This is a genomic window from Niallia sp. RD1, from assembly GCF_024219955.1.
Taxonomy (GTDB): Bacteria; Bacillota; Bacilli; order Bacillales; family Cytobacillaceae; genus Niallia; species Niallia alba.
This window is the reverse complement of sequence record NZ_CP100420.1, coordinates 551,802-573,628: the sequence shown is the minus strand read 5'-3', so window position 1 is coordinate 573,628 and position 21,827 is coordinate 551,802. Positions and strand designations below refer to the sequence as shown.

The window sequence follows — 21,827 nt, the reverse complement described above, 5'->3', positions numbered from 1 at the left end:
AAGGTTGCTATTAAAATAAATAAAAAATATAAAGAAACCTGATAATCCCAGTGGACTATCAGGTTTCTTTATTAATTACTCATCGTTCTCAAATTTTTTATAAATGTATTGAGAAGGATCGATAGGGGTAAAGTTCTTAGGTGTATAAAATCTTAATAAATCACCATTAACCACTTGGTCTGAAAGGGATAGGATGTTAGCAACCTTTTTTTGAGTTTCAATGGCTTCTTCAATTTTATCAGCTTCTAATAACTCTCCTGTCTCCGAGTTATAAAAATTGTCATCAACTGAGGAAATGGTTGGGCTAACAAATTCACCGTTTCTAAAAGGTACAAGTTGATTATGTTCTTCTGACAGTAAGTCTGAACCAAATTGAATATACTCTTTTGTATCCATACCAAGAAGGTGTAGAAGAGTAGGCAATAAATCTATCTGACCCCCGTACTCTTCTTTAATTCCACCTTCTTGTCCAGGTACACGGATAAATAGTGGTACACGCTGCAAGCCAGCTGATTCAAATGGAGTTATTTTTTTCCCTATAACCTTTTCCATTGCTGAGTTATGGTTTTGGGAGATACCGTAATGATCCCCGTACATAATTATAATGGAATTATGGTATAGACCAGAATCCTTTAGGTAATCAAAGAAATTTTCAAGTGCTTCATCTGCATAGCGGGCAGTTTGAAAATAATCATCTACTGACTTATCACCTGTATTATTTGCTTGGATAGTAGTTTCTTCTTGATTTATGGAATAAGGATAGTGATTAGAAACAGATATAAATTTTGCGTAGAAAGGTTGTTTCAAAGAATTAAGCAATGGAATGGATTTATTAAAAAAGGGCTTGTCCATAATTCCATAATCAGTCATCTGTTCCTCGTTAATGCCACTATAATAGCTTTCATCAAAAAAGTTGTTATAACCTAATGATTTATACATCTCATTCCTGTTCCAAAAACTGCCTGCATTTCCGTGGAATACTGCTGAAGTATAGCCTTTCTGCCCTAGAATACCCGGTGCTGCTTGGTAGGTGTTCCCACTTTTCATGGTAAAGGCTGAACCACTAGGTAAGCCATATAGAGAATTTTCTACCATGAATTCTGCATCAGATGTTTTTCCTTGTGCAGTTTGATGGAAAAAATTTTTAAAATATAAAGTATTTTTTTCCTTCGTTAATGAGTTTAAAAATGGAGTAACTTCTTCTCCATTTAATTTGTAGTTAATAACAAAGTTTTGAATCGATTCTAAATGAAAGTAAATTACATTCATGCCTTTGCCAATACCATAATATTCTGGATTAGGTTTTGCATAATTTGATTTAGTATAATTTATTACTTCCGTCATTTCATCACTTGATGCCATGACCCTTTGGGCAGATGCTTTTGAACTCTGTATGCCATCATAAATAGTGTAGTTATATAACCCCAGATATTTTACAATGTAATTTCGATCGAATCCCCTTGTTAACAATTGTGGTCTGTCAACTTCAGCTAAAACGAGGTTTAAAATAGAAAAAATCATAGTAACTGTAAAAATACCTAGTTTAGTTCTTCTTCTAGGTTCTTTCATATCTATTTTAACTAACCGAAAGACTAGGAAAAGAATAAGAATTAATAAATCTAGAAAAAACAGAACATCATAAGGTTTTAATAATGATAATATACTACCACTTACATCTCCAAAATTTTGAGTTTGGGTTAATGTGGGCAAAGTAATAAAATCGTTGAAAAATCGGTAATAGAGAACATTTACAAAGAGTAACAAAGATAAAAATAGATACATGGAAATTAAGATTAAGTACTTCTTTTTAGCTTTAAATAACATTGAAATACCTAAAAAGAATAATGCTGAACCGAGTGGATTTAATAGTAATAAAAATTGCTGCATTAAGTTGGAAATTCCTAAGTCAAACTGAGTGAACTGGACCAGATACGTTTTTATCCAAAGAAAGAAAACTGATAAGAGATAGAAAAATAAAAAACTTATCTCTACTCTTGTTTCTTTTATAGAGGAGACCCTCATTTTTACACCACCTAATTTAAGAAATATTAATATTAAAAAATGTTTCAAGTAATTATAAGCTTTATCTAAACATGCTTACATGAACATATATAATTATAGAGTATAGAAACAAAAAATTATAGTAATAACCAAACTGTTATGGAATAAATTTCCTTCAATATTTTGTCACATTCCTATGATTTTTATTGTGTTAACATTATGAGAGTAGTGTAATCTAACTTAAAAGGTATAGTTAACACTAAAATGAATAATTGCGCATATGTTTTTATTTAAATATGCTTAAATGTTCATGTATGCATTATTCAGAAAGGAGAAATCAACTTTAATTTTACAAGGAAAGGAAAATAAATATGAAATTAAAAAAAATCTTATATTTTGCAACCTTACTTAGTCTTGTTGTTTTAACGGCATGTGAGCCCTTAATGGTTTTAGATCCAAAGGGACCGCAAGGTCGAATAACTGCAGATGTCATTAAAATTTCCATTTGGACAATGGCAATCGTAGTTATAGTAGTTTTGTCTTTATATTTTTATATGCTTTGGAAATATAAAGCTTCTAAACAATCCAAGGACTATGAACCACCTCATATCGAGGGAAGTATTAAATTAGAAATTATATGGACTGCTATTCCCATTCTGATAGTGGCATTCCTATCTTTTATAACCATTAAGTCAACCTATGAGGTAGAAAATGTACCTAAAGGATACAAGGAAGAGCCGTTAGTAATTTACGCTTCATCTTCCAACTGGAAGTGGCATTTTAGTTATCCAGAAGAAAATATAGAAACCGTTAATTATTTGTTCATTCCTACAGATCGCCCGATTCAGTTTAAGTTATATTCTTATGGCCCGATATCAAGCTTTTGGATACCGCAGCTAGGTGGGCAAAAGTACGCAATGGCAGATATGCTAAACACATTAAATTTAGCAGCCGATGTTCCTGGAGAATATATGGGACGTAACGCAAATTTTACTGGTGAAGGATTTGCTCAACAAACCTTTAATGTTCAAGCAATGTCAAAGGAAGAATATGAAAAGTGGATATCAGAAGTAAAGGATACTGCTGACACGCTAACAGAAGATAAATTTGAGGAGCTTTTAAATCCTGGACACTTAGGTCAGTTGACTTTCAATGGTACTCATTTAGGCTTTTCACCACCACCTCATGATATGAAAAAATCTACTAGCGAAGAGAAAAACGAAGACACAGAAAATACAAAAGATATGGACATGGAGGATATGGATATGGAAGGAATGGACCATTAATTATATATTCTTCAACACTAGTGTTGCATAAATGTTGTTAGAATATTCAGTTTAAATATGCCCCCTGTTAAGAGCCAAAAAAGTAAATACCCAACTTAAGGTGGATCCATCCATTTGGAAATTTATTTACAATTAGACTTAAGAGACGACGACAATTTGTTTATTAAGGAATGGTTTTTCCTTCAATCTTTCGAAGCCAAATATGTGCTGGTTTCCACAAAGCTGCCCGTAAATATCGGCTAATTTGTAGGGTTTTTCGTTTACTTTTTGTCTCGATTTGTGCGAGAACATGCAGGCAAAAAACAATAAGTGCGATAAACACTTGATTCTGAATTGCCCATTCGCTTTGGCCGTAAAACTTTTTGATATGGAGATGTTGTTTAATCCATTTGAAAAATAACTCAATCGCCCAGCGTGATTTATACATCTTTGAGATTTCTTCAGCACTTAAATCAAAACGATTTGTGATTAAATGAAGCTCATTTCCTTTTGAATCCATCACTTTTAGAAGACGAAAGTAATTTTCGGCACGGTTTTGCGTCGTACCAATCAACACCATTTGATCCGACAAAACAGATGTATTCTCGGGTAGTTTAAAATCGTAAACCTCCCGTATGACTGCGTTTTTTCGCAGCCTAGAAAGGAAAAAGTAGCCGTCATCTGTCATCCGATCAAAGCGTTCGTAGTCTAAGTAACCACGGTCAAACACATACATACATTCCTTGTCATCAACCATTACTTCAAGCTGACCGCGGTCATGTTCTTTGGCCGTTGTCATAATGGCCTTTTCGGGATAGGATATACCTTTTTCCATAAACACAAGGCGTAAGTGCAATTTAACACCCGCTTTTGTTTTGCGGAATTTTGCCCATTTATGATTAGTCAAATTGAGAGGCAATGTGCTTGAATCAATGATTTTTAATGGCATCACAAGTTTCGTGTTGTGCGTTTTGGCATGAATTTGTGAAACTAAATCAAGGAAAAGCTTTTGGAATAAGTCTGGATTCATGCCATTTAAACGGCGTGAGAGTTGGGAAATACTGATAGAATCAAGATCAATGCCCTTTTGCAGTTGATCATCGAAAAGACAATCGCTCAGCGCATGCAGACTTTCGACTTCTTCTAGCTGCGCAAAAAGTAATAATTTTAGAAATGACTCTGTCGTTAGTTTTTTCGTATAGAAATCTAATTTCAACGTTTTCACGTTTTCTTCAAATAATTGAAGATTTATTGGTGAAAACCATTGTCCAAATGAAGTTTTTCGTGTAATCTTGTCCATAAGATAGTCCTTTTTTAGTGGATTTGGACGGGTTACCACCTAACTTATCCATTATAAAGGACTTTTTCTTTGCATAAAATGATAAAATTGAACATTTCAAGTATTTTTAATAGTTAAATTAAATTAATGCAACACTAGTGAGCCAATATATATATATAAATTTAGTTGAAAGTTTAAAAAAAATAAAAAACAAAAGGCAAGTAATTATAGTTACTCATAACCCCAGCATAGTAACTAATGCAGGTGCAGAGCAAGTTATTGTCCTAGCTTCAAATAATGGAAAAGGGTGGGTTGAAGCTCAAGGATATCATGGCAATGCCAAGATAACTAAACATATATTGCAATATCTTGAAGGTGGTGAAGAATCTTTTCTCCACAAGATGGAGACATATAAAACAATATTAGGTTTAGGTAACTAATTTAAATCTTACGATAGAATTTATATTAAAGAGATGAGCGGAAGTTTCATTTATTAATTTGACTTCAAAGAAAAAAGCGTATTCATCTTTAATAGATTAATTAGCATTCGTTTGGAAAATAAACAAAATGACTTCACCTTTTTTCGTAGACCTAGGTATAATTCAGCAAAAATATATAGTGAAATAGTTAAAGCTTCGCAACTTTCTTTATTTATGTATGGCGACATATTTTTACTAATTGGTTAATTCATCAACAAATTTGCTGAATTAAGCTAGGTGAATTGTTTTTTGGAGAATTAACATCACTTGAAACTTCAAAAGCTTCCATTTGTTCAAAGTCAAAGGGAACAAGTAATTTACTTAACGAGTTAGTATCTGTATTTGTTGGATTTAGCCAGAATTGTTCATCTTCAGGTTTTAATATTACTGGCATTCTATCATGTATTTCAGTCATTAACTTATTTGGTTGAGTGGTAATTACAGAACAAGAATATATCATTTCTCCTTCTGGGGATTTCCAAGATTCCCATAAACCAGCCATACCAAATGGTTGATCATTTTTCAGTTTAATACGCATAGGAATTTTACGTTCATCTGTACGTTTCCATTCATAGAACGAATCAGCAAGGATTAAACAGCGTTTCTTTTTATAGGCATTTCGAAAACTTGGTTTTTCGGCAATTGTTTCTGAACGAGCGTTAATCATTTTATAACCGATTTTCATATCTTTAGACCAGGGAGGAATCAATCCCCAACGTAAATATCCAAGACGATTCTTTTCCCCATCATTAATCACAGAAAGTACGGATTGAGAGGGAGCTACATTATAATTTGGATTATAAAGGGATTCTTCAATTGCTGAGTCGATATTAAAGCGGTCAATAATTGTTCCAAAGTCAGTAAATAAAGTAAAGCGACCACACATGCTATCACCTGCTTTTTAGGTTAAGTGTAGCAAAGTAGAATACGGAAAACAAACGAGTAGTAACTTATCGTCAAGTACGATAACTACTACTACTTATTATTATATTATTAATAATACGAAATCAGCCTTAAAAAAAATAACGCGCTACCTTCAGGCTGCGCGTTTATAAATATAACTACTATCCCTACTATTTTTCTCTTTATATTTTTTTCTTGTTCCCATTTAATAACTAAACGCAATTAAAAATTTCTACCCGACTTTTTTGAAATAACTTTAAATTTTTCTTTCAGTCTTCTATTTGATAACCTATGAGATATTTTTTGATAACGGCAGTTCTTTTATATTTGACCATAAAACTTCAATTGTTTTTTTTCCATTAGCAGCATTAAAGGTGATTTTATTTATATAAGTAAGTTTAACTAGATGCTTCTCAGTATAAAAGGTAGATGTTTTGTAAACAAGAGAGTGTTTATTATTTTTAGATTTTTTTATTAGCAAAATTATCATCCTTTATTTTTTTCTTAATTTTATTAAGAAAAGTGAGGTTGAAATGATAATTTTGACAATGAATTTTTCATTTTCTTTTTCTCCAATTGTATAGAGATAATAAATACGTTTTTTTGACATAAAAAACAAGAACCATCCTACGATATATTGTAGGATGGATTATTTAAAGTTGTTAATTTTGTATCACTATAATTATTCTTATCTTCGAATTTGATAATAAAGTTGTTTGATTTTTAATTAACTAACGCCCCCTATTGTTTAAGTGTTATTTTTCACAAACTTATTCACTAGGTACTTTATTATTTATTATTGGAATGCAACCCCGTTTGGACTTCATAAAATATTTTATGAAATTCCTTTGTTTTCTAACATATACATCATTTTTAGAAAACTGACCTAGGATATTTGTTTTTTATTCTATTGAAGATGATAAAGGGCTTCTCTGTATCTACCCTTGCTTATATTTTTGATTTGTTCCTTGTTAAAAAAAGGCATTCCTGCTAAAAACAGGAATGCCACCTAATAAAGTTATTAATTCTTTACCTTTAATAACCTTAAACTATTTAATGTTACCAAAAGGGTTGCTCCCATATCAGCAAATATGGCTATCCATAATGTTAACCAGCCAGGAATTACTAAGACTAAAGCTAATAATTTTATAGCCAAAGAGAAAGTAATGTTTTGCTTGATAATGGTTAAAGCTTTGCGGCTTAATTTAATCGTATACGGTAATTTACTTAAATCATCAGACATTAGAGCAATATCTGCTGTTTCTAGTGCTGTATCAGTTCCAGCACCTCCCATAGCCACACCTACTGTTGAAGCTGCTAGTGCTGGCGCATCGTTTACACCGTCTCCAACCATTGCAACACTTTGATGTTTGCCACGAAGTTCTTTAATATAATTTAGTTTATCCTCTGGAAGCAAATCAGCTTTAATATCCGAAACACCAACTTGTTTTCCAATGGCTAACGCAGTCCTTTCATTATCACCAGTTAGCATAACTGTTTCAATTCCGTATTTGTTTAACTTGTCTATTACTTCTCTGGAAGATTCTCTAATTTCATCAGCTACAGCAATTAATGAAAGGATCTCTTGATTTGTTCCTAGAACCATAACAGTTTTACCCTCAGTTTGCATACGGGTAATATGTTCTTCAGTGGAACTTTCAATCTTGCCATGTAATTCTTGGAATAGGTTAGGGCTTCCAACATAGTACATTTCATTACTAACTCTTGCTTTTACACCCTTACCTGTAATGGATTGAAAATCTTCTACAATCACTTCATTTATATTCAATCCTGTTTCTTCTGCTTTTCTTAAAATGGCGGAAGCAAGGGGATGCTGTGAACCTTTTTCAATAGCTGCTGTAACTTTTAATAATTGTTCTTTATTTCCGTTAAAAGTAACTAAATCCGTAACAGCTGGAACACCTTTAGTTAAAGTTCCTGTTTTATCAAATGCAATTGCTTTTAAGTGTCCTGTTTCTTCTAAATGAATTCCACCTTTTATTAGAACGCCATTTTTTGCAGCATTCCCTATAGCAGTTACGATGGAAACAGGAGTAGAAACAACTAATGCACAAGGACAACCGACAACTAGTACAGCCAAACCTTGATAAATCCATTCACTCCAATCACCACCAAACAACGGAGGAATTACTGCTATTAAAACTGCCAGAATAACAATTGCAGGTGTATAGTATTTGGCAAATTTATCAACAAACGCTTGAGAAGGTGCTCGTTCAGCTTGTGCTTCTTCAACAAGGTGAATAATTTTAGATAATGTCGTGTCTTCTACTCGTTTCGTTACTCTTACTTCAAGTAGTCCTTCTTCATTTAATGTTCCTGCAAAAACCTCATCGTCAATAGTTTTTGTCACAGGAACACTTTCACCTGTAATGGCTGCCTGATTCAGTGTAGATGTTCCTTTGACAACTGTCCCATCCATCGCTAGTTTTTGTCCAGGCTTAACAATCATGATGTCTCCAACTTGTATATCATTTACATGAATTATCATCTCTTTATTTCCACGACGAATTAACGCTTCTTTTGGAGCGATATCCATTAGTGATTCAATAGATTGACGTGCTTTATCCATTGAATAGCGCTCTAATGCTTCACTAATTGCAAATAAAATAACAACTGTTGCGCCTTCACCCCATTCACCAATAATAGCAGCACCTATTATCGCAATGGTCATCAGTGTATTCATATCAAAATTTAGCCGAACAAGATTTTTTAGCCCTTTTAAGAATAAAGAATATCCTCCAATAACAATAGATGCTGCATAGCCAATATTCGTAAGAATATGTTCTTCTCCAAATTGCTCTCCTATAAACCAACTTATAACTAGTAATATGGCGGAAATATACACTTTAATGTTTTCTTTTTGTTTCCAAAAGGGTTCTCGTTCCACTTGTTGTTCTTTTTCATCACGAATTTTTAGATTCTCAAAAGCTCCGGCTTTTTCTAATTCTTCAATGGTTGTGTTTCCTTGAACATAAACCTTAGATGCTCCAAAATTTACTTTTGCATCCTGTACTCCAGAAAGATTTTTAACATTGTTTTCAAATTTGGCTGCACAGTTCGTACAAGTGAATCCTTGAACACGATATGCTTTCATTTCTTGTTCGGATAGTTTTCCTTGCTGATCAGACATTTACTTTCACCTCATTAATATTAGTTAGAGCAATCATCATTATTTGCCGAATATGTTCATTACCTAAGGAGTAAAACGCTAATTTCCCTTCCTTCCTATAGTTAACAATACCTTGCTTATGAAGAGTTCTTAAATGATGAGAAGCATTAGCAACGCTTGCACCAATAATATTAGCCACATCACAAACGCATAATTCTTCATCTTGGCACAAGGCATAGGTAATCTTTGCTCTATTTTCATCAGCAATGGATTTTAACAATTGGGACAAACTAGAGAAATCAACCTTGTTCAAATCTCCTTGTATTCGATTGACTTTTTCTTCGTCATAACAATAAATTTCACATATATCCTTTTTAATCATTTCTTTCCCCCTATACTCGTTCATTCAAATATACATTTGAATATAGTATACCCCTTACTCATCTTTTTATTCAAGTCAATATTTGAATAAAGAACAAACAAAATGAGAAGCCAACTAATCAAAATATTTATAAATGGATAATAATCCTAACTATTCAATTTTAAAAATAGTAATCTAGTATAAATTGTCTTTTAGTTGGCTATTCTTTTTTATAAGGGGAGTTGAAAAAAATGAAAAAATCCATATTAATTTTATTATGTCTTTTACTACTAGTAACTATTACAACCAAGGAAACTAAAGCTTTTTATGCAGATAATGAGTTAAGTCAGATTACAAAAATAGCTAATAAAAACAATATAAAGGTAACTACATGGAGTATGTATATAAAAGAACCAATTGGACAATTTACTAAAATGAGAGATCTTGATCAAGCAATTTCCACTTTCATGAGAACGGAAAAAGATTATACTTGGTCTAAAAAACAAGCTGAGAAAGATCATTATAAAATTGAAGGGAATAAAAAGTCTTCCAATTTAGAAATGGAAGAGAAAATCTTAATCATTATTTATTCTCAAAAAGGTAAATATAATTTAAGTATTACTTATGATGTAAAAGGTGATTGGAATGAAAGCAAATGGCCAAGAATTTTCAATATGTATAAACAAAAAATAGAGAACTATTCTACATTTTATACGGTTCAAGGAACTACAGATATAGAACAACCTTTGTATACAGAAGCATCCGAATTATTGGTTAGTTTTTCGGGAGAAGAATTACAAAGTCTTAATGAAGATAATTTTATTTCGCTATCTGCATATACAAAACGTTTGGAAACTAAACTTCCTCTTGGTGATAATCAATATATGAACCTTCATATCGCATACAGATTGACTAATGAATCGGCGGATCAGGTAAAAGTAACGATTGGTACCCCTATTATTACGTCAGAGTATTAACACAAAAAACGAGATGTCGTTATTAGACATCTCGTTTTACAGTTTTACTTTTCATTCGTAGTAACATAATGCATTTAAAATAACGGTTAAAGCTGGCCCTGTATCACTTATGAGCTAGCCTTTTCTTCAGACTTCGGAGACAACAATCACTTACTACTTTCGCTGCATCCTTAGTAGAATCTTTACTACAACATCCGCTTCTGTATAATCCATGGCTAAAGGCCAAATGATTAAATGTTTTTTACTCTTAATATTCTCATTGCATTCAGAACAGCAAGTAAGGTAACACCTACATCTGAAAATACTGCTTCCCACATCGTAGCAATTCCAAAAGCTCCAAGTAATAAGAAGATCGCTTTTACTCCTAGTGCGAATATGATATTTTGCCAAACAATACTTCTAGTCCGCTTAGCAAGTTTTATTGCTGTTGCTATTTTAGATGGTTCATCAGTCATTATTACAATGTCTGCAGCTTCAATTGCTGCATCTGATCCTAATCCACCCATTGCCATACCAACATCTGCTCTAGCTAATACAGGTGTATCGTTTATCCCATCACCAACAAACAAAATCTTATCTTTAGAATTCTTGGCAGCATCTAATTTTTCAATCTCTTCCACTTTATTTTGAGGAAGAAGTTCTGAATGTACCTCATCGATTCCAAGGATATTTCCAACTTGCTCGCCAACTGATTTTGCATCTCCAGTTAGCATTACTGTCTTTTTAATCCCTTGTTGTTTTAATGATTGAATTGCCTCAGGAGAATCTTCTTTAATCTTATCCGAAATGACAATAGATCCGATAAAATTCTTATCATAAGCTACATAGACAATCGTACCAATTTCACTATAGTTGTGATACTTTATATTCTCTTTCATCATTAGTTTATGGTTTCCAGCTAATATTTCTTTACCGTCCATTATGACTGAAATTCCATGGCCTGGTATTTCATTATAACTTTTAATACTGTCATCCTGTATTTCTTTCCCATAAGCCTTTTTAATGGATTCTGCTATTGGATGATTAGAATATGCTTCTGCGTAAGCAGCATATTTTATTATTTCAGCTTCTGTAAACCCGTTAGCCGGATGAATAGAAACAACCTCAAATACACCTTTAGTTAAAGTACCAGTCTTATCAAATACCACATACTTCACATCATTTAAAGCCTCTAAATAGTTACTTCCTTTTACTAAGATACCCTTTTTTGAAGCTGCGCCTATTCCGCCAAAGAAACCTAAAGGTATAGAGACAACTAAAGCACAAGGACAAGAAATAACTAAAAAGATTAACGCTCTATATAACCACTCGGAAAATGTAGCACTAGGCATTAATATCGGAGGTACTACAGCTAATAAAACAGCTATTATTACAACCACCGGAGTATAGTACCTAGCGAATTTCGTAATAAAGTTCTCTGTTGGAGCTTTACGACTGCTTGCATTTTGTACTAACTCTAAGATTTTAGAAACGGTGGATTCACTAAACTCTTTTGTAACTTTTACAGTTAAAAATCCATTTTTATTAATGAATCCGCTTAGTACATCATTACCACTTTCAATATCTCTAGGGACTGACTCCCCTGTTAACGCTGACGTATCGACACTAGATGTACCCTCTAAGACCACGCCATCTAAGGGCACTCTTTCGCCAGGTTTTATTACAATAATGTCCCCAATAGAAACTTCCTCAGGGTCGACTTTTTTTATTTCTGAACCTATTTTAATATTTGCATAGTCAGGACGAATCTCCATTAAACTGCTAATTGATTTCCTAGAACGATTAACAGCGATACTTTGGAATAACTCACCAACTTGATAAAATAACATTACTGCTACACCTTCTGGATACTCTTGAATCGCAAAAGCTCCAATAGTTGCTAAAGCCATTAAAAAGTGTTCATCAAACACCTGTCCTCTAGTTATATTCTTTATAGCTCGAAGAACAATATCTCCACCCACTATTAGATAAGCAATTAAGAATGTTACCAATTCTAAAGTCCCGCTTAATGGAGCAAAGATACCCAATCCAAAAATAATGCCTCCTATAATTAACCTGCTAATCATTTTCTTTAGATCATTACTTCCATGTTCATGGGTATGCCCATGAGCATGTGAGTGCCCGTGGTCGTGATCATGATTATGATTATGATCATGGACATGTTCATGGGTATGTTCACCTGAGTGTGATTGAGCTTTTTTCTTCTGCCTTTTTTGTTTCTCTAAAAGTTTAACATGGGGTTCTAGACGAGTAATTGTTTTTTCTGCTTTCGTTAATATCTCTACCTCTTGCTCTTTATCGTATTGCAAAGATATAGTCTGGGTTGCAAAATTAACATTACATTCTTTAACCCCGTTTATAGAAGAAACACCTCTCTCAATCTTCATGGCACAATTTGCACAATCTAAACCTTCTAAGGTAAATTCCCTTTTTAATTGATGTTTTCCTTCTCCCATAGATGTACCCCTCCTATATAGATATACCCCAATTTCCGAATTGTAAATATATGAACAGATATACATATAATCATATATAAATTATATGTACACAATTGCATTTGTGTCAATATCAATTTATATTTTATCCTTAGATGAAGATGGGGAAGGAAAAATCCCCATCCTTCAAATTGAATAACACATTCCTTTATGGAATTGTTAATGTTGGGCATGATCTATCATTTGATTTAAAACACTCATAACATGTTCATCATCACATGAATAAATAATGGTCGTTCCTTCTCTTCTATATTTTACAAGGCGAAGATTTTTCAAAAAACTTAATTGATGTGAAACTGTAGATTGCAGCATTTGTAACTTTTCAGCAATTTCGTTTACTGAGTGTGGTTTATCTGAAAGTAGATGTAATATCTTAATCCTTGTTGGTTCAGAAAGAGCCTTGAAAGTTTGAGAAACGATAAAAAGAGTTTCTTCATCTAATTTATTATTATAGTAATCCGTTGTAGAACCATTATAATCTTTATCTTCACCTAAATGTTCCATAAATTCTTACTCCTTGGTAATAATTTCTTACTATTATAGCATATTTTTTCAAACACCCTTCTTTAGATGCTCTAAATGTTATTAACCAACTATAGTATAGATTAACTCCCTTTAGTAACAATTATAATTACATTAAAACTAAATTATATTCACATTAAAAAGGCGGAGTATATAATTAACAGCAAAATTAAAAATTAAAAATTAAAAAAATTGTACCAAATTTTTCAAACTATAACTCAAAAACTCTAGAGTTACATGGTAAATGAAATCTTTGAATGTATATTTTAATACCTAACAGAAAAAAATAACGTCTGTAGTGAATTTTAAAAATGGAGGTATGAATTATGAGTCACTTTACTGATCATCATCACTCAGGGGAAACTGTAAAAGAATCTGGCCAGTATATAGATGCAGGCGGAGCAAAACAGGAACTAATTCAAGGAGATACTTTTCCGAATTGCCCCAATACAGGAAAGGAAACAACTTGGACACATGCTAGTCACACTCATCAAACAGGAGATACTGTTATGGAGTCTGGACATTATATAGATGCGGATGGCGAACATGTGGTGCTACAGCAAGGAGACAAGTTTCCATCATGTCCTAAAACTGGTCAATCAGTTACTTGGACACATGAACAATAATTATATTTGTTCAATAAAGTAAAAGATAATTATTTTTTAATTAAAACACAAAAGGCATGGTATTAACCATGCCTTTTGTATTTTTATCATTATTGATCTAAAAGTTGTTAAATTTTATAAAATGGAACGGGTTAGAGTAAAGTAGTACTCTTTTTTAATAATATCCCCATATTAAAGCGAGCAGTGTTCCGAAAACAGTTACAATCGCAATAAATAGACCATAATATATACTAGTGTATATGACTTTTTTGTCTTTTGATTCACCTGCATGCATGAAAATTACTAGTTGTACCAAAGCCTGAATAAAAGCTGTTATTAACAGTATGGTAGAACCCATAGCAAATGAAAGGTCAAAAAAATAAACAGTCAATGCTATGGCGGTAAGTATTAAAGAAGAGAGAAAGCCCATAACATGTTTTTTAGGAAATAATTCACTCATATTTACATCATCCCTTTCAAGAATACAAAACTATAAAGGAATATCCAGACAACATCTATAAAGTGCCAGTAAAGAGAGAAAATAAATGCTTTATTGGCTGTCCTTTCATTTATCCCATCTCTTTTTATTTGTAGTATGATTAATGTACCCCATAAAATACCGAACGCTACGTGAGCTCCATGCGTTCCTAAAAGAGTGAATAGGATTGCAGTAAAGCCACTAGTTTGTAAAGTTGCTCCCTCATGAATGTAGACAACAAAATCGTAAATTTCCACTCCTAAAAATGCTAAACCAAGTACAAGAGTTGCCGCAAAAAATGCAAGCATAGCTTTTTGTTTCTTCAGTCTCATCGCATTTATAGCTAATCCTATTGTAAAACTACTTCCTAATAACAATATTGTCTCAATAACAACAGGTGTAATTTCAAATATTTCTGCACCAGTTGGCCCGCTTCCTGTCCGATCTACAAGTGTAAAATACGAGGCAAAAAGCGTTCCAAATAGTGCTATTTCTGCACCAAGGAATATCCAAAAACCAAGAATGTTTAAGCGATTTTGTTGGGTACTATATTCAAGAGGCAATGAATTATCAATCTTCATTATTTTGGACCTCCCAACGAGTCTTCAATTTTTTCTACTGTTTCCTTAGAGATATACCTTCCATTGTCTTTTTCAGTGGAACGCAATGCTAAACAAATAAATATAGCTACTGTTGCTAGGATTAAAAGTATCCAAAGTGCGAATACAAATGCAAAGCCCCAAATAAAAAATAGGAATCCAAAAATAAATGGCATGCCACTATTATTTGGCATGTGAATCTTTTCAATATTACCTCTAAATAGTTTGTATCCCTTTTTCTTGGAATCCCAGAAGGCCTCGGTTGAATCAACTGTCGGAGTGATTGCAAAATTATACTCTGGTACAGGTGATTTAGTTGCCCACTCTAACGAGCGAGCGTCCCATGGATCTGACGAAATATTTCTTGGTGAATTTTTGTAACTGTATAAAATATTGTAAACTATTAAAACAAATCCTACTAAAAGACCTAGAGCTCCTATAAAGGAAATCATATTCCAGATACCGAAACCAGTTGACTCAGAGTAAGTGTACATTCTTCTAGCTTGTCCATCTAAACCTGATATGAACATTGGGAAAAAGGCTACACAAACACTTATCGAAATAAACCAGAACGCCCATTTTCCAATTCTCTCGTTTAGCATGTATCCAAACATCTTTGGCCACCAATAAGTAAGACCAGCAAGCATTGCGAATACAACCCCAGGAATTATAACTAAGTGAAAGTGAGCTACTAAAAACATGGTATTGTGGTATTGATAGTCAGCACTGGCCATTCCAAGCATTACTCCTGTTACCCCACCAATTGTGAAAATAGGAATAAATCCTAAAGAATAAAGCATAGGAACTGTAAATTCAATTTTCCCTTTTCTAAGCGTAAACAGCCAGTTAAATATTTTGATACCGGTTGGTACAGCAATAGCCATAGTTGTGATAGAGAAAATACTATTAACCAAAGCGCCTTGTCCCATAGTGAAGAAGTGATGAACCCAAACTAAAAAGGACAGAACAGATATAGCCACTATGGAAATTACCATTGACTTATAACCATATAGATTTCTTCTTGCGAATGTTGGTATTATTTCACTGTATATTCCGAACGCTGGTAATATGAGGATATATACTTCAGGATGTCCCCAAACCCAGAATAGGTTTGCCCAAAGCATATCCATCCCACCATCAGTGGTTGTGAAGAAGTTAGTACCAAAAAGTCTATCCATTGTCCCCATAATTAACGCTATTGTTAAAATGGGAAAGGCAAAAACAATAATTAAGTTTGTAATCAATGCTGACCAAGTAAACATCGGCATTTTCATAAGAGTCATTCCTGGAGCTCTCATTTTTAGTATAGTAGTAACAAAGTTAATACCTGTTATCAATGTACCAATCCCAGAAATTTGTAAAGCAATCATGTAATAATTGGTACCTACTGACTTACTAAAATCTGTACCCGCTAGTGGAAAATAAGAAGACCATCCTGCATCTGGAGACCCCCCTACAACGAAAGATATGTTAAATAACATAGCTCCAAAGAAATATAACCAGAAACTAACGGCATTGAGCCTAGGAAAGGCTACATCTCTTGCGCCAATTTGTAATGGTACAACAAAGTTCATAAGTGCCATTATAAAAGCCATCGCCATAAATATAATCATAACTACACCGTGTGTAGTAAATACTTCATTATATTCCTGAGCATTCAATAAATTATTATCAGGAACAGCTGTTTGTGCCCGCATCATAATGGCATCTGCTCCACCACGGAAGAGCATTAGTAATGCGGAGATTAAATACATAATCCCTATTCTTTTATGGTCTACAGTTGTAAGCCACTCTCTCCATAGATATCCCCATTTCTTTGTATACGTAATAAATACTAGGATGCCTATCATGGTAAGGACTATAGCAACCATTGAAGCATAGATTGTTGGCCCAGGATTGGGAACAGCAAACCTATCAAAAAAATCCATGTAATAGTACTCCTTTCAAGAAAAAATAATTTTATTTGAAGAATCACTAGTGTTGCGTTAATTTAATTTAACTATTAAAAATACTTGAAATGTTCAATTTTATCATTTTATGCAAAGAAAAAGTCCTTTATAATGGATAAGTTAGGTGGTAACCCGTCCAAATCCACTAAAAAGGACTATCGCATGGACAAGATTACACGAAAAACTTCATTTGGACAATGGTTTTCACCAATAAATCTTCAATTATTTGAAGAAAACGTGAAAACGTTGAAATTAGATTTCTATACGAAAAAACTAACGACAGAGTCATTTCTAAAATTATTACTTTTTGCGCAGCTAGAAGAAGTCGAAAGTCTGCATGCGCTGAGCGATTGTCTTTTCGATGATCAACTGCAAAAGGGCATTGATCTTGATTCTATCAGTATTTCCCAACTCTCACGCCGTTTAAATGGCATGAATCCAGACTTATTCCAAAAGCTTTTCCTTGATTTAGTTTCACAAATTCATGCCAAAACGCACAACACGAAACTTGTGATGCCATTAAAAATCATTGATTCAAGCACATTGCCTCTCAATTTGACTAATCATAAATGGGCAAAATTCCGCAAAACAAAAGCGGGTGTTAAATTGCACTTACGCCTTGTGTTTATGGAAAAAGGTATATCCTATCCCGAAAAGGCCATTATGACAACGGCCAAAGAACATGACCGCGGTCAGCTTGAAGTAATGGTTGATGACAAGGAATGTATGTATGTGTTTGACCGTGGTTACTTAGACTACGAACGCTTTGATCGGATGACAGATGACGGCTACTTTTTCCTTTCTAGGCTGCGAAAAAACGCAGTCATACGGGAGGTTTACGATTTTAAACTACCCGAGAATACATCTGTTTTGTCGGATCAAATGGTGTTGATTGGTACGACGCAAAACCGTGCCGAAAATTACTTTCGTCTTCTAAAAGTGATTGATTCAAAAGGAAATGAGCTTCATTTAATCACAAATCGTTTTGATTTAAGTGCTGAAGAAATCTCAAAGATGTATAAATCACGCTGGGCGATTGAGTTATTTTTCAAATGGATTAAACAACATCTCCATATCAAAAAGTTTTACGGCCAAAGCGAATGGGCAATTCAGAATCAAGTGTTTATCGCACTTATTGTTTTTTGCCTGCATGTTCTCGCACAAATCGAGACAAAAAGTAAACGAAAAACCCTACAAATTAGCCGATATTTACGGGCAGCTTTGTGGAAACCAGCACATATTTGGCTTCGAAAGATTGAAGGAAAAACCATTCCTTAATAAACAAATTGTCGTCGTCTCTTAAGTCTAATTGTAAAAAATTTCCAAATGGATGGATCCACCTTTAGTTGGGTATTTACTTTTTTGGCTCTTAACAGGGGACATATTTAAACTGAATATTCTAACAACATTTATGCAACACTAGTGAGAAAAAATGAATGGTTAAATTTTAGAGGTGTTCATTCATTTTTTCTCCTCTTTCTTCTTTTTTTAATCTCCTATGAAATGAACTTTTCCATTCAATCAAGTGACTGTACAAGTATATGTAAATGGTATTTTTCTTTTCTCTATGATTAATCTTCATTATTTACCAAATACTAGTTGTATTCTGGTATCTTTTTAGGAGGTTTAATAGTGAATATCAAAGAAAGCGAATATAATAAAAAGGTTCTCCATTTACGTGGCTTGAATGAATTAAAGCTAATGGAAATAAGGAATCCTCAAAAACGATATGAATATAAAATTTCTAATCCTCGAAAGAATAGTAATTATTTGATTCATTCAGGGTATGGTTTATATGAGAATGGTTTGAATGGTTCTCGTAGGATCTACGTAAAAATGAGTCAACACCCTATTCTCACTACTCTCACTGCTATCAGTATAGGAACAATGGTTTTAAAAGTAATGAAAAATTCAAAGAAATAATGGAAGGATTCATACTGTTGTTTTTCTAAAATTGATAACCGTTCAGGTTTAAAGGAGAATCAGAAATGTCAACAAAATCCAAAATACCTTCAGAAAAAGGATTAGATAAAACTGTCACTCTATTAAAAGAAGGATATTTATTTATTAATAAAAGAATGGATAAGTATAAAACGGATATTTTTAAAGTGCGTTTATTAGGGCAAAAAGTTATTTGTATAAGAGGAGAGGAGGCAGTGATAATCTTTTATGACGCGGAGAAGTTTCAGCGTAAAGGTGCAGCTCCTATGCGTGTGCAACAGTCATTGTTTGGGAAAAATGCGATTCAAAGCTTGGATGGTGAAAAACATCTTCACAGAAAGCTGCTCTTTATGTCTTTGTTGACACCTGTTCATCAACAAAAACTAGCTACTCTTACAACAGAATCTCTTGATAATGAAAGGAGAAAATGGGAAAATGCTGACCAAGTTGTTTTATTTGATGAAATGAAGCATCTTTTATGTAAAGTAGCTTGTCAGTGGGCAGGAGTTCCACTTGCAGAAACAGAAGTGACAGAACGTGGGAACGATTTTATCGCAATGGTTTATGCTTTTGGAACAATTGGTCCCGAGCATTGGAAAGGTAGAATGGCTCGTAATCGAGCAGAACAATGGATGAAGGATTTGATTGAAAATGCACGTAATGGAAAAGTAGAAACGGAGCAAGGAACTGCTCTACATGAAATGGCTTTTTATAAAAAAATAGATGGAACACAGCTTGATACACAAATGGCAGCCATAGAATTAATTAATGTATTAAGACCAATTGTGGCTATTTCTACTTTTATTACGTTTGCTTCATTAGCTATGCATCAGTATGTGGGAGAAAAAGAAAAACTTCGTTTCGCTGATAATCATTATATAGAAATGTTCATCCATGAAGTACGTCGATATTATCCCTTTGGTCCATTTCTCGGTGCCCGTGTACGAAAAAACTTTACTTGGAGCGGGTATTCCTTTAAAAAAGGGACACTTGTGTTATTGGATATATATGGGACCAATCATGATGCTCGTCTATGGAAAAATCCAACTCAATTTAATCCTAGCCGATTTGAAAATTGGAAAGGCGGATTATTTGATTTTATTCCACAAGGTGGAGGAGATCCGGCAAAAGGACATCGATGCCCTGGAGAGGGAGTTACTGTCGAATTGATGAAAGCGGTTATACGAATTCTTTCAACAAAAATTGAATATAACATTCCAAATCAAGATTTACAATATAATTTAAGTCAAATGCCAACATTGCCAAAGAGTGGATTTATCATGAATAATATTAAAAACTTAGTAGAATAGCACCTTTCAAAGAAACTTGACCTATTGTTCTTGGGTAGGACAAGTTTCTTTTGCTTTTCTCTTTGGAAATAGTTCAAAAATGCTAGTAAATTTTTTTGCGAAAGTAGGGAAAATTCCAATATATATTTTCAATAAAATGGTATAAGAGCGATATAATAATTGTAATAACAATTTAAATGGAAGAGAAGGAAAGAAGGAAGATAAAATGGTAGGTGAAAGAATAAGACAACTGCGAATACATAAACAGTTAACGCAAAAGGAGCTTACGGAAGGAATATGTTCTATCACTTATTTAAGTCGGATTGAAAATGGGCAAATAAATCCTTCGGCAGAGTTTCTAAGAAAAGTATCGAAAAGACTTGGTTATGATTTAACTGAGTTAAGCAGCCCAAATAGAGACGAAAAAACATTGGGGATTGTAGAAAACTATAAACAGAACGGTGAGATAACAGAAGAAGAACTCTCTTATTTGCATATCCAAACACTAGAGTTGAATTCTGCTAAAAGCAATCTTGGGATTTATGGTGTTCTATTGAAGTACTATACGTTGAAAGGCGAAATAGAACATGCGCGAAATATTTACAATTTATCCAAAAGATTTATTTCTGGAGAAATGAGTGTGGAGCTAGAAGAAGAATATTTTTACTATTTTCTCGCGTGTGGCAATTTCTTTTATTATCTTCAGGACTTTACGCTTGCCAATCATTATTATTCAAAAGGAGAGAGTTTACTAAAGTCTAGCGATGATTTGGATGCTGCTAGACTGTACTATAACCTCAGTCTAGTCAAACAAAGAATTCATACAAATACAGAAGTGAGCTTGACCTATTCCAAAAAAGCATATGAAATATTTAAAAGATATAGTGAAAATGAAAACATTATTATTGTTTTAATTACACTGGGTGTGCAATATCGGCTTAATAATAATTTAGATACCTCACTGGAATGTTTAAAGCAGGCATCATCATTAATTTCTCAGGCTGAACAGGATATGTATTTCAGGTATACTGCAATGATTAAATATAACATAGGTAGAATCTTTTCTATTAAGAAGGATTATCAAAATGCAGTAGATTATTATGAACAAAGCATTAAAATAAATGAAGCTTATTCAGCAGAAAAAGAAACTGTTCATTCATTAAGAAGATTAGTTGAGTTGTATATAGAATTAAAAGATTGGATTCAAGTTGAAAGATTTTTAAAAAGAGCTATTGGGATTTCGGAAAAATATCAGCTGAAACATGATTATTTTTTATTAAATCTATTGAAGTTATCTATTAATAAATTACAGGGGGAGGATAATTTCTATGAAAAAGGAATGCAGAAAATGTTGGAGTCGGCAATCCAAACTAATCAAGGATTTCTAATACAGCAAATTTCTAGAGAATTAGGTAATCATTTTTATGATAAAAAGGCATATAAGAAAGCAGCGGACTATTTTAAAAAAATATATGATTTAGAGATGAGTGAGTGATTAAAAGAACATAATTCACCAATAATAGTTGCTAGAATATCTCTTTGTTAAATTTTGAT

Annotated in this window: 17 protein-coding genes and 1 pseudogene; 8 read left to right on the top strand and 10 right to left on the bottom strand. The window is 33.2% G+C overall.

The genetic code is table 11. The annotated features are described in order from the left end of the window. Positions 1–75: 75 nt before the first annotated feature. Positions 76–2,022: a lipoteichoic acid synthase gene (locus NKG37_RS02750; protein ID WP_016205119.1), complete on the bottom strand. Its 1,947-nt coding sequence runs from the start codon at positions 2,020–2,022 to the stop codon at positions 76–78. Positions 2,023–2,372: 350 nt separating this feature from the next. On the opposite strand from NKG37_RS02750, the gene qoxA reads away from it, so the two are divergent. Beyond that, positions 2,373–3,287, top strand: a complete 915-nt coding sequence (gene qoxA, locus NKG37_RS02745) for a cytochrome aa3 quinol oxidase subunit II (RefSeq protein ID WP_152112368.1) — start codon at positions 2,373–2,375, stop codon at positions 3,285–3,287. A gap of 163 nt (positions 3,288–3,450) precedes the next feature. On the opposite strand, the gene NKG37_RS02740 is transcribed toward qoxA, so the two are convergent. Further along, positions 3,451–4,566 (bottom strand): IS4 family transposase, encoded by a 1,116-nt coding sequence (locus tag NKG37_RS02740; protein WP_254415764.1) that lies wholly within the window; start codon positions 4,564–4,566, stop codon positions 3,451–3,453. Positions 4,567–4,700: 134 nt separating this feature from the next. Between NKG37_RS02740 and NKG37_RS02735 the strand changes: the two are divergent. Next, positions 4,701–4,985: pseudogene (locus NKG37_RS02735) on the top strand (TrlF family ATPase); the annotation flags it as partial. Between the two features lie 250 nt (positions 4,986–5,235). On the opposite strand, the gene NKG37_RS02730 reads toward NKG37_RS02735, so the two are convergent. From NKG37_RS02730 to NKG37_RS02720, 3 genes are all read right to left on the bottom strand, one after another. Next, entirely contained in the window at positions 5,236–5,910 is a 675-nt protein-coding gene (locus NKG37_RS02730) for an SOS response-associated peptidase (RefSeq protein WP_016205108.1), read from the bottom strand. A gap of 1,038 nt (positions 5,911–6,948) precedes the next feature. Beyond that, positions 6,949–9,078, bottom strand: a complete 2,130-nt coding sequence (locus NKG37_RS02725; RefSeq protein WP_254415762.1) for a heavy metal translocating P-type ATPase — start codon at positions 9,076–9,078, stop codon at positions 6,949–6,951. Next, positions 9,071–9,439, bottom strand: coding sequence for an ArsR/SmtB family transcription factor (locus NKG37_RS02720; RefSeq protein WP_016205110.1), 369 nt, complete (start codon positions 9,437–9,439; stop codon positions 9,071–9,073). Before NKG37_RS02720 ends, NKG37_RS02725 begins: the two co-directional genes overlap by 8 nt. A gap of 230 nt (positions 9,440–9,669) precedes the next feature. On the opposite strand from NKG37_RS02720, the gene NKG37_RS02715 reads away from it, so the two are divergent. Then, a complete protein-coding gene (locus tag NKG37_RS02715) occupies positions 9,670–10,395 on the top strand; it encodes a YwmB family TATA-box binding protein (protein WP_016205111.1) in 726 nt (241 codons plus the stop codon). A gap of 230 nt (positions 10,396–10,625) precedes the next feature. Here NKG37_RS02715 and NKG37_RS02710 read toward each other — a convergent pair whose 3' ends face one another. Together NKG37_RS02710 and NKG37_RS02705 are read right to left on the bottom strand one after the other, a co-directional pair. Then, positions 10,626–12,851 (bottom strand): heavy metal translocating P-type ATPase, encoded by a 2,226-nt coding sequence (locus NKG37_RS02710; protein WP_016205112.1) that lies wholly within the window; start codon positions 12,849–12,851, stop codon positions 10,626–10,628. 198 nt (positions 12,852–13,049) lie between these two features. Beyond that, positions 13,050–13,394, bottom strand: coding sequence for an ArsR/SmtB family transcription factor (locus NKG37_RS02705; protein ID WP_016205113.1), 345 nt, complete (start codon positions 13,392–13,394; stop codon positions 13,050–13,052). A gap of 344 nt (positions 13,395–13,738) precedes the next feature. Here NKG37_RS02705 and NKG37_RS02700 point away from each other — a divergent pair, with 344 nt between their 5' ends. Beyond that, positions 13,739–14,038 carry a hypothetical protein gene (locus tag NKG37_RS02700; RefSeq protein ID WP_016205114.1) on the top strand — a complete coding sequence of 100 codons (300 nt, stop codon included), beginning with the start codon at positions 13,739–13,741 and terminating at the stop codon, positions 14,036–14,038. Positions 14,039–14,192: 154 nt separating this feature from the next. Here NKG37_RS02700 and qoxD read toward each other — a convergent pair whose 3' ends face one another. From qoxD to qoxB, 3 genes are read right to left on the bottom strand one after another with little or no spacing between them, the layout of a single operon-like run. Then, positions 14,193–14,477 carry a cytochrome aa3 quinol oxidase subunit IV gene (gene qoxD / locus NKG37_RS02695; RefSeq protein WP_016205115.1) on the bottom strand — a complete coding sequence of 95 codons (285 nt, stop codon included), beginning with the start codon at positions 14,475–14,477 and terminating at the stop codon, positions 14,193–14,195. Positions 14,478–14,479: 2 nt separating this feature from the next. Beyond that, on the bottom strand, positions 14,480–15,076 hold the full coding sequence (qoxC, locus tag NKG37_RS02690; RefSeq protein WP_016205116.1) for a cytochrome aa3 quinol oxidase subunit III: 597 nt from the start codon (positions 15,074–15,076) through the stop codon (positions 14,480–14,482). After that, positions 15,076–17,022 (bottom strand): cytochrome aa3 quinol oxidase subunit I, encoded by a 1,947-nt coding sequence (qoxB, locus tag NKG37_RS02685; RefSeq protein ID WP_016205117.1) that lies wholly within the window; start codon positions 17,020–17,022, stop codon positions 15,076–15,078. Before qoxB ends, qoxC begins: the two co-directional genes overlap by 1 nt. Before the next feature lie 183 nt (positions 17,023–17,205). Here qoxB and NKG37_RS02680 point away from each other — a divergent pair, with 183 nt between their 5' ends. From NKG37_RS02680 to NKG37_RS02665, 4 genes are all read left to right on the top strand, one after another. Continuing rightward, on the top strand, positions 17,206–18,321 hold the full coding sequence (locus NKG37_RS02680) for an IS4 family transposase (RefSeq protein ID WP_100525938.1): 1,116 nt from the start codon (positions 17,206–17,208) through the stop codon (positions 18,319–18,321). Positions 18,322–18,675: 354 nt separating this feature from the next. Further along, positions 18,676–18,966, top strand: coding sequence for a hypothetical protein (locus tag NKG37_RS02675; RefSeq protein ID WP_254415761.1), 291 nt, complete (start codon positions 18,676–18,678; stop codon positions 18,964–18,966). Positions 18,967–19,031: 65 nt separating this feature from the next. Continuing rightward, complete coding sequence (locus NKG37_RS02670) at positions 19,032–20,294, top strand: CYP152 family fatty-acid peroxygenase CypC (protein ID WP_254415760.1); 1,263 nt, start codon at positions 19,032–19,034, stop codon at positions 20,292–20,294. A gap of 205 nt (positions 20,295–20,499) precedes the next feature. Next, positions 20,500–21,768: a helix-turn-helix domain-containing protein gene (locus NKG37_RS02665; RefSeq protein ID WP_254415759.1), complete on the top strand. Its 1,269-nt coding sequence runs from the start codon at positions 20,500–20,502 to the stop codon at positions 21,766–21,768. Positions 21,769–21,827: the final 59 nt, after the last annotated feature.